The sequence below is a fragment of the Schleiferia thermophila genome, from assembly GCF_003337435.1.
Taxonomy (GTDB): Bacteria; Bacteroidota; Bacteroidia; order Flavobacteriales; family Schleiferiaceae; genus Schleiferia; species Schleiferia thermophila.
This window is the reverse complement of the sequence record NZ_QPJS01000006.1, coordinates 1-13,722: the sequence shown is the minus strand read 5'-3', so window position 1 is coordinate 13,722 and position 13,722 is coordinate 1. Positions and strand designations below refer to the sequence as shown.

Here is a 13,722-nt window from a genome sequence, read left to right as displayed (position 1 = left end):
ATCCATCAGGCAGGAAGCTGCGAAAATGTCCGTTTTCTTTTGAGAAAGTATTCTGATAAAATTGACCTAGGCCAGAGTTTTACGGAATTTAATTTTGTAGTTGACCGGAATCGCCTGTATTTTACCACTTTCGGTATCAATCTGTAAAAGGAAAAGTGCGCTTTGACAATCATCCAGGAGTGAAGAACTTTTCCTTCAATCAGAAATTTTATTCCAGCTATTCCATCTAGTATCAACCTGATAAAAATGACAAAAATTACTCTCGGGAAATCCATGTTTTTAGACAGCATCAGTAGGTTGTTTCGGAAGTTCAGAAAAGTTTTTCTGGGCGAGTGATAACTCAAAGTACCTCCTCCCAGATGATATACTACCGATTTTGGCTCGCAAATTAGCTTATAACCAAGTTTCCTGAGCCTCCAGCAAAGGTCAATTTCCTCTTGATGTGCAAAAAAGACCGGATCAAAACCTCCGGATTCTTCAAAGGCGCGGGCTCTCACAGCCATACAAGCACCTGATGTCCAATGGACTTCGGTTACAGAGTCGTATTGCCCAAGGTCTATTTCCAATGTTTCTAAAATTCTTCCCCTGCAAAAAGGATATCCCAGCCAGTCAACAAATCCACCGGCAGCGCCTGCATATTCAAATCTGTCAGGTTGTCTGTCAGATAAAATTTTTGGCTGTACAGCAGCTATTCCTGGCTCTTTCTCCAGCCAATTGGTCAAAGGTTCAAGCCAACCTTTATTTACTCTTACATCGCTGTTAATCAGAAGATATACATCTGATTTTATTTGCTTCAACCCACGGTTGTAACCGTCGGCAAAACCAAAATTGTTCCCTAACTCTATGACATCAACAGCCGGGCAGTGCTCTCTGATCCATTCCACCGAACCGTCCGTTGATCCATTGTCGATCACCACTACTCTGGCATTCTGGCTGCAGGAAATCAGATCGGGCAGATACCTCATCAGATGATTCAAATTGTTGTAAGCCAAAACCGCAACAGCTACTTCCATTCTAAATCGGAATAAAAAACAAAGTCAGGCAAAGCAAGTATTTTTGCGGCCTCATTGCCAAATTGAATGTTCGAAATAAAAGATGAATTCCGACTGTTGTCTATCGTAATTCCCGTGTTTAATGAAGAAAATACCATCAAAAACATACTCAACAAAATAAGAAGTGCTGAGCTAATTGAGGGTATTCAGAAAGAAGTGATTATTGTAAACGATTGCTCCACAGACAATACAGATCTTCAAATCCGGGAATATATCTCCATGCACCCGGAGATGAACATTCAATACATCTGTCATACTGTCAACATGGGCAAAGGTGCTGCTTTGCGTACGGGAATTAAACATGCTACAGGTGAATTCCTCATCATTCAGGACGCTGACCTCGAATATGACCCGAGAGAATACAACATGCTGCTCAAACCAGCAATTGATGGATTTGCAGATGTAGTCTACGGATCAAGATTTATGGGAGGCAATCCTCACCGAATTCTCTTTTTCTGGCACTCTATCGGAAATAAATTTTTGACTTTTCTGAGCAATATGTTTACTAACCTCAATCTCACGGATATGGAAACCTGCTATAAACTCTTCAGGACTTCCATAATTCAGAGAATCACTTTGAAGGAAAATCGGTTTGGATTTGAACCAGAAGTCACTGCAAAAATTTCCAGAGTTCCGGGTATCCGTATCTACGAGGTAGGGATTTCCTACTACGGAAGAACATTTGACGAAGGAAAAAAAATAAATTGGAAAGACGGCTTTCGAGCTATATACTGTATTTTTTACTACAATCTCATAGACAGAGAAGGTTTCAAATAGTACCAATGCTATGAAACTACAGCATGTCTACCTTTGCCATAAAATCTGCATAAATGAACTTTATCAAGTTTTTAACTTCCAAAACATTTGTCATCCAGCTTCTTATTTTTTTTGTTCTCGTTTTTCTTTTCATTTTTGGTTTTTTGAGGTGGGCTAATTATTATACTTTGCACGGAAAGGAAATTAAAGTGCCTGACCTTTCAGGATATTCACTGAGTGAAGTAGAAGATATTTTACAAAAACTCGAACTAAAATTCGTGGTACTGGACTCATCAGAGTATTATCCGGATAAGCCCATATTCAGCGTATTAAGTCAATATCCCGCACCAGAAGCTTTGGTAAAACCTGGAAAAATAATCAAACTGACCATCAATCCCTCAGGGCCAAGACTGGTGAAAGTTCCTAATCTAGTAGAAAGGTCGAGAAAACGAGCTGTTTACGATCTGGAATCCAAAGGTTTTAAAGTGGGTAAAATCACCTTTATACCTTATATTGGAAAGGACATGGTAGTGGCTGCCCAGCATATGGGAAGGGAGCTAACTTCCAATGATTACCTACCTAAAGGATCGGTAATAGACCTCGTTGTAGGGATGGGTCTGGACAGTGAACTTTTGGAGGTGCCTTATCTTCTTGGAAAGAATTTTACAACAGCCAGGCAAATCCTTTCGCAACTCGGGCTTAATATTGGATATTTAAACATTGAACCCGGAACAGATACGTCCAGAGCATTTGTGTATAGACAAGAGCCTATGCCTACCATCAAGAAAACCATATTCAAAGGAAGTGAGATAAGCATATGGTTAACAAGTGATTACAATAAAATGCCTATGGATTCGTTATCTTACTTCAGCATCCAACAGAATCATGAAGAGATGGATTTTTAAAATAGTACCACTTCTGTGGATATTTCTTCATATATCCCACACAAATGCTCAGATCAGGGAGATGCTTTACACACCGCTGCGTACGCCCATGGCACCTCCGCAGGCCAAAATTTTGAGCAGCGATACCATTGAGCTGCCTGTTATTGATGATTTTTCCTATCTTTCTATTCTTCCCTCCCAATCTATTTGGTCTGATATTCAGGTAACTGTCACCAGAAATAAAGCCACAGGTCAGATCACTATAGGCACAGCCACATTTGATGGGCTCGACGAATATGGCCAACCATACCATCCTACCCAAATCGCCACTGACACCTGTGATATGCTGACCTCCAGATATATCAATCTGGCAAATCGCACCAATGTATGGCTATCATTTTACTACCAACCCGGAGGTTTGGGCGAATTTCCAGAGCCCGACGATAGTCTTGCACTTTATTTCTGGAGCCCCGACGACAGTACATGGACCTCCGTATGGCGCGAAACTGGCCCTCAGAATCAAACCTTAACCCCTTTCAAACTAGTAATGATTCCCGTAGACAACGTCAAATTTTTAAAAAAAGGTTTCAGATTCAGATTTGTCAGCTACGGTGCTCCTTCAGGAGCTTTTGATGAATGGCATATTGACTATGTGTACTTAGATGCCAACAGAAATGCCAATGATACTCTAATCGCTGACCCTGCTTTTGTCAAAGAGCATCCACAGGTCATAAGCGGTGCTTTTTCGGCAGTGCCTTGGTGGACCTTTAACAATTCTATGCTGGTAGATCAAGTGTCTCACAGATATCGCAAAAACGGGCTCCCGGGCTCGCAGAATCTAGTATTAGGCCAATACAGAGCTTTTTCGGGTCCAAATTTGATCGCATCAGGTAATGGCAGCCCAACTATTGACGACAATCATCCCTACAATACTGAAGTCGAATTCATTCAACCTTTTACCAACCCCTTATCCCTTCCTTTCACTCCAACAGGAGAATTTTCGATCGATGTGCAAAGTTTCTTCGCCGGAGCAAATGCAGGTCTGAGAGAGAACGATACCATTTCTCATCGGCAGGAATTCAGAAATTATTATTCCTATGATGATGGAAGCCCTGAGAGAGCGTTTGGAATCGTGGACCAGGGGGGAGCGATCACGCTCATCAACCTCACTCCCTTAACTCCTGATACTTTGGTTGGATTGTATATAAATTTTGTATATGCCGGTGTAGATGCTACCCAAAACGAATTCAAAATTGTCGTATATCAAAATCTTCAAGGCATCCCCTCAACTAAGCTCTATGAGTCTCCGGAATGGCTAAGACCAGAATACCCCCCCAGATATCAGAACTTCATCGAATACCCCTTGTCCGAATCAGTCTATATCAATACACCTGTATACATTGGTGTTAAACAAAAAACCATTCATCCGCTTAACATTGGCTTCGATGTAAACTCTCCCGGAAGACATCTCCTGGTCTTTGGTGATGGCACCAATTGGTTTCAAAGTGTATTCCAGGGCAGTCTGATGATAAGGCCCTACTTCAGGTATCAACCCCTTGACCTGTCTGTCTCCGAAGAAACACTGTCTGATTTACCATTCATTGCCCTTTTTCCAAATCCTACATCCGAAAGATTTTTTATCCAAATACCTGAAAATCAAACTTACTTGGCTGAGATGTACACCATTGATGGGAAAGTTGTAAAACGATTGACCACAAGCGGAAAACTGACCGAAGTACCAATCAATGACCTCCCGGATGGAATGTATTTGGTCAGGTTGACAAACCTTAAAAACCATAACACACAGCACCTGAAACTAATTAAAAAAAATTAAGTAGCCCCGTGACCGAAAGCCCGCTTCAAAACTTATCGGATGAATCCGGTGAGGAGCTATATGAGCATTACAGGTTTGTAGCTACGCCGGGGCAGAAGCCTTACAGGGTTGACAAATTTTTACACAATTTCATTGAAAACTCATCCAGAACCAAAATTCAACAGGCAGCAGAAGCCGGCAACATCTTAGTCAATGGAAAACCCGTAAAATCCAACTACAAAGTAAAGGCCGGGGATGTCGTGAGTGTAGTATTACCACATCCACCTCGAGAAACAGAGCTAATACCCGAACCCATCCCTCTTAACATACTCTATGAAGACAAACATCTCATTGTTTTAAATAAACAACCAGGCCTTGTCGTTCATCCGGGTGTCGGAAACCATTCAGGTACTTTAGTCAATGGTCTGCTGTATCACATCCATCAGCAACTACCAAAAGGCAATACCGATGCCGTAAGACCCGGTCTGGTGCACAGACTTGACAAAAACACTTCCGGCATTATGGTTGTGGCCCTAACTGAACATTCCATGATGCACCTTGCCAGGCAATTTTACGATCGCACCACTTCACGGACATACGAGGCAATTGTTTGGGGCGATTTTCATGAAGACCAAGGGACAATAACCGGAAATATAGGAAGAAACCTGAAAGACCGAAAAGTAATGGACGTTTTCCCTCCTGATAGTGGCCTTGGTAAACATGCGGTTACTCATTTCAAAGTCTTAAAGCGCTTTGGATATATTACTCATGTCGAATGCAGGTTAGAAACTGGGCGTACCCATCAGATCCGTGCGCACATGAAGCACATTGGGCATCCTCTTTTTAACGATTGGGAGTACGGAGGCGATAAAATATTAAAAGGTACTCGACATCAAAAATATCAACAGTTTGTACTTAATTGCTTTGAAATTTGCCCGAGGCATGCCCTGCATGCCAAAACATTGAGTTTTGACCATCCTGCTACCGGACAGCGTATGACTTTCGAATCAAACCTTCCACAAGACATGGCCTCTTTGCTCGTAAAATGGGAAACCTACACCTCAGGAAGGAGCAGCTAATTCCCCCGATTCCCCATTTGCTGCCTTGTAAAGAAAAGATTACTATGCTACTTTTGCAGCCGGTTTTAGGCCTCATAGTTCAATGGATAGAACGAAAGTTTCCTAAACTTTAGATATAGGTTCGATTCCTATTGAGGCCACAAAATCCTTACGCCCCCTTTCATTAAACAATTAGGTAAGGGGGCTTTTTTGTTCAATTAAGTGACGTTTTTTTTAATAATCAATACATCTTTTGAAACTAATAAGACGTTTTCCAAAACAAATTTTAAAGCATTTTGACTTTGAGATTATGATGCATCTATCAAATAAAAAAAAATCATTCAAAGAGTGATTAAATTCAACGAGTTTACAAATCTGAAAAGAACAATGTAATTGTACTCAATCTGGCTATAGTCCCTTAATCATTTTCGGGTGGAACACTACTTAATATGCAGGTTGGAGGGAGAAGGGTTTTTCATTGTAATATGGGGAAAGATATAAGAGAAATGCTTCAATATGTCATTAACCACAAGTAAGCATGTATACTTCATGACGCTTGAATTTTTGAAGGATCTCAGTCAATAATTACTGCTGTAATAGGGCAAATTTTTATTCAGCAGGTCTCTCATTTACATAAAAGAGTTTGATTTTGGAGTAAATACCCGATGAGATTTCTCCGATAAAAAATTGACCTAAACCGGTTCATATATCTGCATCATTAAAGGAATATCCAATATGGTAATCAAACGATTTATCCGGGCAGGCTGTTAAAGCGGTATGAAGCAATTTACGAGACTGATAAAATTGTTGGATACTACCAATAAAACCAATGAAAAAATATCCGCATTGAGTTGGTATTTCTCGAATGCAAATGATAATGATAAACTCTGGGTTGTAGCGCTCTTTTCAGGTAAAAAACCGAAAAGAGCTGCCACAAGTACAGAACTTCGAAAGTGGGCCTCTGAAATGGCTGGTCTTCCTCTTTGGATTGTGGAAGAGTCGTGGCACATAGCAGGAGACCTCGCAGAGACTCTATCGAAAATACTTGCCGACCGTCAAGGTGAAGCTTTCAAAAATCTGGAGGAAGCTATGGATTTTATAAAATCTATTACGCCATTGAGCCCGGAGGAAAAAAAGTGCAGAATCACAGAAAAATGGCTGCTTATGACTGCCGATGAGCGCTTTGTTTTTAACAAAATGATTTTAGGGGGATTTCGACTCGGGATTTCTGAAGGGCTTTTGACCAAGGCTCTTGCCAAAAGTTTGAATTTGACCCAAGATGATGTAGCTGTGCGATTGTCTGGAAATTGGGATCCGAGCACCACCAGCTGGTAGAGTTTGTTCTGCGAGCATCCTTCCAAAGCCTCGATAAAACCCTACCCATTTTGTTTAGCCTACCCCCTGGAGGAAGCTCCGCACAACTTAGGCCATATTGAAAATTGGATTATCGAATACAAATGGGATGGAATCCGAGGACAACTCATAATGAATAACCAAAAAGTAGCCCTATGGTCAAGAGGAGAAGAGCTAATTACTGACGCGTTTCCCGAGTTTTTTACACAACTTGAAAATAAATGTATTCCAGACGCAGTGCTAGATGGCGAAATTATTCCCATAGACAATCAAGGAAATCCAGCACCCTTTCACAGCTTGCAGCCCCGCCTCGGAAGAAAAAAACCATCCAAAAAAATCTTGTCACAGTATCCCGTAAAATTCAGAGCTTATGACCTTATTGAATACAATGGTGAGGACCTTAGACTTAAACCCCTTATTGAAAGAAAAAATAAACTGAATAATTTGGTAGCTCAACTCAATGTAAATATTATAGATGTTTCGGCTTTGCTTAGATGTAATTCATGGGAAGAAGCGGATGAATTGCGAGCCAGAGCAAATGAAATGGGAAGTGAAGGTCTGATGGTGAAGAAAAAAGAATCAATTTATCATACCGGAAGAAAAAAAGGTGATTGGTACAAATGGAAAATAGACCCTCAGACTATAGACGCAGTGTTGGTATATGCCCAGAGAGGACATGGAAGGCGGGCTAATCTTTATACCGATTACACATTTGCTTTGTGGAAGGGTGAGGAATTAGTACCTTTTACCAAGGCCTACAGTGGGCTTACTGACGACGAAATACGCCTTGTAGCTCGCTTCATCAGGCAGAATACCCTGGAGCGATTTGGTCCCGTTCGTCGCGTCAAACCTGAGTTGGTTTTTGAAATAGCTTTTGAAGGTATTCAACCCAGTAAAAGACATAAAGCAGGTATAGCCTTGCGTTTTCCTCGCATAAAAAGATGGCGAACCGACAAAAAAATTGAGCAGGCTGACCATTTGGATACACTACTTTTGAAATTAGAAAGTTCGATGAATTAACATTGATGAATTCTCCCGTAAAATTATCGGCTAAGGTATATTTTCTTATTGCACTTTCCATTACCATATCTATTTCACAATTTTATTACTACAAAAAAAGTCAGGAAAGACAGAGTTTACTTAACCAGTTTTTCATAGTTTCATCTAGAATAAGAAATGAAACAGCTGCCCTTAAATCACAAGTACTTCTTTCATATTTTGATAAAAATATCCGCAATGTTCCATTGTTATTTCAAGAAAATCTCAAAACGATAGAATTTGCGAAAAATCTAATCAATAAATATGATATCATACCAGATAAAAAGTCAGAATTTTTAAAAATAATGAATGAACTATATGATGTAAATGCATTTGGATTTGAATTGTATTTAAGTTCTGATAATGAGGATAAAAAAAATATATTAGAAGTAGTAAATTACTTGAGTAAAAATTATGAGTCCCTTAATTTATTGACGATGGAACTCATTGAATATACGGATACAATTGCAAAAAAATATGAAAGAGCAAATTTACTCTTTTCATTTGCATCTGTGATATTGATTATATCTATTCTATCTTTTGTAATTGTACCTCAAATTGCAGAATTAGAAAAGCTAAATCAGGAATTAAACGCATCAAATCTCCTCAGAGAATCCATACAGGATAGCTCTCCAAATGGAATTTTTTTTGTAAATAATGAATTAAAAGTCCAACTTCTCAACGAAAAAGCAAAAGAAATAATCAAATTGTTGTCAAACAAACAAATAACTGAAGGAGAAGATCTGTCTAATATTTTTTTAGAAAAGGATCTTCGTGCTCTATTTTTCAAAAACATCGAGGAAAGTAAAGAAAAAAAATTTTCGCATGACTATATCTCAATCAATACACCAAATCCATACCATTTTAAAATTTTATTTTACGCAGTTAAAAATAGCATTGGAAATCTCAGAGGAACTACAATCATCTTTAGTGATATTACTACTGAAGTCATATCACAACAGCGTCTTAAAAGATCCGAAAATTATTTCCGTACTTTGATTGACAAATCCCATGGAATAATTTTTTCGTTAGATCATTTGCTAAGCATCAAATATGTATCTCCGGCAATAGAATATTATTCGAAATATCAGGTAAATAAAATTTTAGGCAGGCCTTTTGTTGAATTAATTAATAACAATGAAAAAGAGAAAATTTTATCGTATTTGATAGATAAAATAAACTTGGAGAAAATGGATAATTCCATCACATTCTCCATCAAGGGCCTATCGAACGACATAGTCCTATTGGCCAACTGTGGAGTGATAGAAAATGAGGAAACCAATCTGAAGGAATTGATTCTGGTATGTATGGATATTACAGAACAAATAGAAGCAGAGAAGAGATTAAAGGAACAAAACAAAAAATTGAGGGAAATAGCCTGGATTCAGTCACATGTGGTCCGAAAACCTGTAGCCAATGCACTAGGATTAATCCAATTACTGCAGCAGTCCAATGACCTCCAAAAAAATTCAACTGAATTTCAACTAAATGAAAAAGAATTGTATGAACTATTGAAAAAAGAATTATGGAATCTGGATGAAATAATTAGGCAAATCAACGAGAAGACAAAAGAAATCTGATTACTGATTAATTTCTAAAAACCGGTCAATATCATTGGAACGACCAAAAACCACGATAATGTCATCCTCTGTAATTTTTGTAGACGCATCCGGTACGCCGAGAATGTGAAATTTTCCGTCTAGATTTCCTTTTCTCATCACGGTAATTAAATTAATACTGTATTTTTCTCTTAGTCCGATATCTCCCAAAGTGCGGTTGCAGATAATTCGGGGTGCTCTTACTTCAATAATTTCGTAGTCATCCGGTAGTCGGATGCTCATCAATACAGACGGATTAAGCAACTGCTCTGCCACGTTATTGGAGACCTCATCTTCAAGCGATAGTATTTCTTTTACTCCTATTTTCTCCAATATCCGCTTTTGAATCGGATCCTGAGCTCTCACTATGATTCTTTCTACATCCAGCTCCATTAAAGCAAATGTGGTAAGTATTAGATCCTGGAAATTAGTCCCTATGGCCACCACCACGGCATCCATTTCTTCAATGCTTTGGGCTTCAAGATTTTTTGCATCTGTGGAGTCCAGGCAAACAGCATATGCGACATCGTCCTTAAGGCTCTCTACCCGATCCTGATTGATGTCAATGGCCAGTACTTCGGCACCTCTCTGGGACAGTTTTCTTGCAATAGCACTCCCAAACCTGCCCAAGCCAATGACTGCAAATTTTTTGTTCTTCATTGCAAAACATGCTTAAGGTCTGCGATGAGATCCTCAGCGTCTTCCAGTCCTATGCTAAGTCTTATCAAAGAGTCAGAAAGGCCGGACTTTAGTCTTTCGGCTTTGGGAATGCTGGCATGTGTCATGGTAGCTGGATGTCCTGCAAGTGATTCTACACCGCCTAAAGATTCCGCTAACGTAAAAATTTTTAAAGAAGATATGGCTTTGTAAGCATCTTCCACGCGATCTCCTTTTATAGTGAAGGAAATCATCCCTCCAAAAGCTCTCATTTGCTTCTTTGCAATATCGTGACCAGGATGGTCCGGAAACCCGGGCCAGAAGACTTTTTCAACTTTAGGATGGGATCTGAGAAATCTGGCTATTTTTTCTGCATTTTCACAATGGCGCTGCATTCGTACATGGAGGGTTTTAATCCCTCGTAAAGCCAAAAAACAATCCATTGGTCCTGGTATGGCTCCAGCAGCATTTTGAAGAAAATACAATTGTTCAGCTAAATTATCATTTGATGTAATCAAAGCACCCATTACCAGGTCACTATGGCCGCCGATGTATTTTGTAGCTGAATGCATCACCACATCAGCCCCCAACTTTAAAGGCTGCTGAAGATATGGGGACGAAAATGTATTATCGACTGCCAGCAAAATGCCTCCTTTGGATTTTGCTAATGTCGCCACTGATTCTATATCAATCACATTTAGCATTGGGTTGGTGGGAGTCTCAACCCATATCAGTCTGGTTTTTTCGTTTATTTTTTTTTCAATTGAGGATAGATCCTGCATGGGGACAAAGTGAAACTTTAATCCAAGTTTTTCATAGACTTTCACAAAAAGCCTGTAGGTACCCCCATAAAGGTCATTGGTTGATATTACTTCATCACCAGGATGTAAAGTTTTTAGAAGCGTATCAATTGCTGCCAGTCCACTAGCGAATACCAAACCGTGTTTTCCTCCTTCCAATGCGGCAAGATTGTTTTCCAGAGCTTTTCGAGTTGGATTGTGTGTTCTTGAATATTCAAATCCTTTGTGTACTCCCGGAGCCTCTTGTGCATAGGTCGAGGTCTGATAGATCGGTGTCATTACCGCCCCAGTTGAAGGATCAGGTTCCAGTCCGGCGTGAATGGCTTTTGTTCCAAAGCCTTTCATTATTGTATTGCTCATTATAAGGTAAGACCTGTTTTTTTAAATGACATTGAACTTTTTACCAACTCTAACAAATGCTTCCACTGCTCTGTCAATATGTCCGGTTTCATGAGCAGCAGATAGTTGAACTCTGATTCTAGCTTGGTCGCGAGGTACAACCGGGTAGAAAAATCCTATTACGTAAATTCCCTCGTTGAGCAGCTCATCGGCCATCAACTGTGAAAGGCGGGCATCGTAGAGCATGACCGGTGTGATGGGATGAATGCCGGGTTTGATATCGAACCCTTCCTCTGTCATTTTTGATCGGAAATAGGCTGCATTACGCATTACTTTATCCCGTAATTCAGTAGTTTCACTTAGCATATCCAGTATTGCTATGGAAGCTCCTACTATGGCGGGCATTAATGAATTGCTGAATAAATAGGGCCTTGATCGCTGGCGCAGCATGTCAATAATCTCTTTTCGACCGGAAGTAAAACCGCCCATAGCACCACCCAGGGCTTTACCAAGGGTACTTGTAATGATATCGATTTTACCCATTACATTGTGGAATTCGTGGGTACCTCTGCCTGTTGGCCCGATAAATCCAGTGGAGTGGCATTCGTCTATCATTATCAATGCATCATACTGTTCTGCCAATTTTACAATTTCATCCAATTGTGCAATGAAGCCATCCATGCTAAAGACCCCATCTGTAACAATGATTTTGTTCCTGGCCCCTTCCTGGTTTGCCTCTTTCAATTTGGCTTCCAGGTCATTCATATCATTGTTCTTGTATCGGTAGCGCTTTGCTTTGCACAGCCTGACTCCATCGATTATGGAGGCGTGATTTAATTCATCTGAAATAATGGCATCCAATTCATTGAAAAGAGGCTCAAATACCCCACCGTTTGCATCAAAAGCTGCAGCATACAAAATGGTATCCTCTGTACCGAGAAATTTTGATATTTTTTCTTCCAGTTCTTTATGTAGGTCTTGAGTGCCGCATATAAATCTGACACTTGACATTCCAAATCCGTGCGTTTCAAGGGCTTTATGGGCAGCTTCCAATACTTTAGGATGAGATGACAGTCCCAGATAGTTATTGGCACAAAAATTCAATACTTTTTGACCTGTACTGAGGGTAATCTCTGCTCCCTGAGGTGAGGTGATTATTCTTTCTTTTTTATATAATCCAGCCTCTTCAATGCTTTTCAATTCTTCCCGAAGGCGCGTCTTCAATGTCCCATACATATTCAGGATGTTTAAACAAGTTGATTGATGGTATTTAAATCCATTTCATAGTGTGTCAGAGCACGGAAGAGCTTGTGTCTTTGAGCGAGCTCATCGAGAGAAAGTTCTTCCAATCTTTCGGTTCCGAATTTTTCGACGCAGAATGATGCCATGGCGGAAGCATGTATTACTGCACGCTTCATATTTTCAAAGCTAATATCTTCGGTTCTTGCCAGATAAGAGATAAACCCACCGGCGAACGTATCGCCGGCACCGGTTGGATCAAAGACTTCTTCCAGAGGCAAGGCTGGAGCTATAAAAATCTGACCTTCGCCGAAGAGTAAGGCACCATGTTCGCCTTTTTTGATAATCAGATATTTCGGACCCATCGAGAGAATTTTAACTGCAGCTTTGACCAGGGAATATTCACCTGATAACTGCCTGGCTTCCGAGTCATTAATGGTTAATACATCAACGTTTTTCAGATTAAGCATCAGATCCTCCCAATAGTGATCCATCCAGTAGTTCATGGTGTCCAATACGATGAGTTTCGGGCGCATGTGCAATTGCTCAAGTACTCTTTGCTGAACACTTGGCATTAGGTTGCCTAACATTAGGTATTTACTATCCTTGAAGTGCTCTGGTAAGATAGGGTCAAATTCACCGAGTACATTTAATTGAGTCTCTACAGTATCTCTGGTATTCATGTCCAGATGATACTTACCCTTCCAGAAAAAGGTTTTTTTTCCTGATTTAATTTGCAGGCCGCTGGTATCTATGCCCCTATTTTGAAATGCCTGGATTGTTTCCTGGGGGAAGTCATCGCCCACAATGGAGACCAATCTGATTTCAGGCAACAGGTAAGATGCTGCCAGACTGATATAAGTAGCTGCACCTCCGATTATTTTATCAGTTTTTCCAAAGGGTGTTTCGAGTACATCGAAAGCAACAGTTCCAACAACAAGAAGACTCATACAATAATTTCAATCTAACTGCTGGCAAATATAGGCGGTTAAGCAGGATTGAGCTTTACATAAATAGTAATTGAAGGGAGAAAATAAAGGTAAACAAAAAACCCCGGCACGAACCGGGGTTTTTACAAATTATAAGGAGGGCAGCGACATACTCTCCCGGCTTGTGGGCCAGTACCATCTGCGCT

Annotated in this window: 12 protein-coding genes and 1 tRNA gene; 8 read left to right on the top strand and 5 right to left on the bottom strand. The window is 40.1% G+C overall.

Annotated elements, in window-relative coordinates; all coding sequences use genetic code 11:
• Positions 1-5 precede the first annotated feature (5 nt).
• A complete protein-coding gene (locus tag DES35_RS10455; protein ID WP_114366517.1) occupies positions 6-1,013 on the bottom strand; it encodes a glycosyltransferase family 2 protein in 1,008 nt (335 codons plus the stop codon).
• Between the two features lie 66 nt (positions 1,014-1,079).
• On the opposite strand from DES35_RS10455, the gene DES35_RS10450 reads away from it, so the two are divergent.
• The 8 genes from DES35_RS10450 to DES35_RS10420 all read left to right on the top strand — a co-directional run bounded on the left by DES35_RS10450 (position 1,080) and on the right by DES35_RS10420 (position 9,534).
• Positions 1,080-1,829, top strand: a complete 750-nt coding sequence (locus DES35_RS10450; protein ID WP_037359754.1) for a glycosyltransferase family 2 protein — start codon at positions 1,080-1,082, stop codon at positions 1,827-1,829.
• 53 nt (positions 1,830-1,882) lie between these two features.
• Positions 1,883-2,713 carry a PASTA domain-containing protein gene (locus DES35_RS10445; RefSeq protein WP_114366516.1) on the top strand — a complete coding sequence of 277 codons (831 nt, stop codon included), beginning with the start codon at positions 1,883-1,885 and terminating at the stop codon, positions 2,711-2,713.
• Positions 2,694-4,526, top strand: coding sequence for a T9SS type A sorting domain-containing protein (locus DES35_RS10440; protein WP_114366515.1), 1,833 nt, complete (start codon positions 2,694-2,696; stop codon positions 4,524-4,526). Before DES35_RS10445 ends, DES35_RS10440 begins: the two co-directional genes overlap by 20 nt.
• Positions 4,527-4,534: 8 nt before the next feature.
• Positions 4,535-5,584, top strand: coding sequence for an RluA family pseudouridine synthase (locus tag DES35_RS10435; RefSeq protein WP_037359761.1), 1,050 nt, complete (start codon positions 4,535-4,537; stop codon positions 5,582-5,584).
• 68 nt (positions 5,585-5,652) lie between these two features.
• Positions 5,653-5,724, top strand: a tRNA-Arg gene (locus tag DES35_RS10430).
• A 616-nt stretch (positions 5,725-6,340) separates the two neighbouring features.
• Positions 6,341-6,898 (top strand): DNA ligase-like domain-containing protein, encoded by a 558-nt coding sequence (locus DES35_RS11765; protein ID WP_307718906.1) that lies wholly within the window; start codon positions 6,341-6,343, stop codon positions 6,896-6,898.
• 3 nt (positions 6,899-6,901) lie between these two features.
• On the top strand, positions 6,902-7,936 hold the full coding sequence (locus tag DES35_RS11760) for a cisplatin damage response ATP-dependent DNA ligase (RefSeq protein ID WP_307718907.1): 1,035 nt from the start codon (positions 6,902-6,904) through the stop codon (positions 7,934-7,936).
• Positions 7,937-7,941: 5 nt separating this feature from the next.
• Entirely contained in the window at positions 7,942-9,534 is a 1,593-nt protein-coding gene (locus DES35_RS10420; protein WP_114366514.1) for a PAS domain-containing protein, read from the top strand.
• Here DES35_RS10420 and DES35_RS10415 read toward each other — a convergent pair whose 3' ends face one another.
• From DES35_RS10415 to DES35_RS10400, 4 genes are read right to left on the bottom strand one after another with little or no spacing between them, the layout of a single operon-like run.
• A complete protein-coding gene (locus DES35_RS10415; protein ID WP_037359770.1) occupies positions 9,535-10,212 on the bottom strand; it encodes a potassium channel family protein in 678 nt (225 codons plus the stop codon). It lies immediately after the preceding gene.
• Positions 10,209-11,354: a cystathionine gamma-synthase gene (locus DES35_RS10410; protein WP_037359833.1), complete on the bottom strand. Its 1,146-nt coding sequence runs from the start codon at positions 11,352-11,354 to the stop codon at positions 10,209-10,211. Before DES35_RS10410 ends, DES35_RS10415 begins: the two co-directional genes overlap by 4 nt.
• Before the next feature lie 36 nt (positions 11,355-11,390).
• Positions 11,391-12,584, bottom strand: a complete 1,194-nt coding sequence (kbl, locus tag DES35_RS10405; RefSeq protein WP_114366513.1) for a glycine C-acetyltransferase — start codon at positions 12,582-12,584, stop codon at positions 11,391-11,393.
• 11 nt (positions 12,585-12,595) lie between these two features.
• Entirely contained in the window at positions 12,596-13,537 is a 942-nt protein-coding gene (locus DES35_RS10400; RefSeq protein ID WP_114366512.1) for a PfkB family carbohydrate kinase, read from the bottom strand.
• Positions 13,538-13,722 lie beyond the last annotated feature (185 nt).

What these genes read in the sequence shown, in the direction of transcription:
- DES35_RS10455 (WP_114366517.1), bottom strand. Translation starts at nt 1,013, where the DNA reads ATGGAAGTAGCTGTTGCGGTTTTGGCTTACAACAATTTGAATCATCTG.
- DES35_RS10450 (WP_037359754.1), top strand. Translation starts at nt 1,080, where the DNA reads ATGTTCGAAATAAAAGATGAATTCCGACTGTTGTCTATCGTAATTCCC.
- DES35_RS10445 (WP_114366516.1), top strand. Translation starts at nt 1,883, where the DNA reads ATGAACTTTATCAAGTTTTTAACTTCCAAAACATTTGTCATCCAGCTT.
- DES35_RS10440 (WP_114366515.1), top strand. Translation starts at nt 2,694, where the DNA reads ATGAAGAGATGGATTTTTAAAATAGTACCACTTCTGTGGATATTTCTT.
- DES35_RS11765 (WP_307718906.1), top strand. Translation starts at nt 6,341, where the DNA reads ATGAAGCAATTTACGAGACTGATAAAATTGTTGGATACTACCAATAAA.
- DES35_RS10420 (WP_114366514.1), top strand. Translation starts at nt 7,942, where the DNA reads ATGAATTCTCCCGTAAAATTATCGGCTAAGGTATATTTTCTTATTGCA.
- DES35_RS10415 (WP_037359770.1), bottom strand. Translation starts at nt 10,212, where the DNA reads ATGAAGAACAAAAAATTTGCAGTCATTGGCTTGGGCAGGTTTGGGAGT.
- DES35_RS10410 (WP_037359833.1), bottom strand. Translation starts at nt 11,354, where the DNA reads ATGAAAGGCTTTGGAACAAAAGCCATTCACGCCGGACTGGAACCTGAT.
- kbl (WP_114366513.1), bottom strand. Translation starts at nt 12,584, where the DNA reads ATGTATGGGACATTGAAGACGCGCCTTCGGGAAGAATTGAAAAGCATT.
- DES35_RS10400 (WP_114366512.1), bottom strand. Translation starts at nt 13,537, where the DNA reads ATGAGTCTTCTTGTTGTTGGAACTGTTGCTTTCGATGTACTCGAAACA.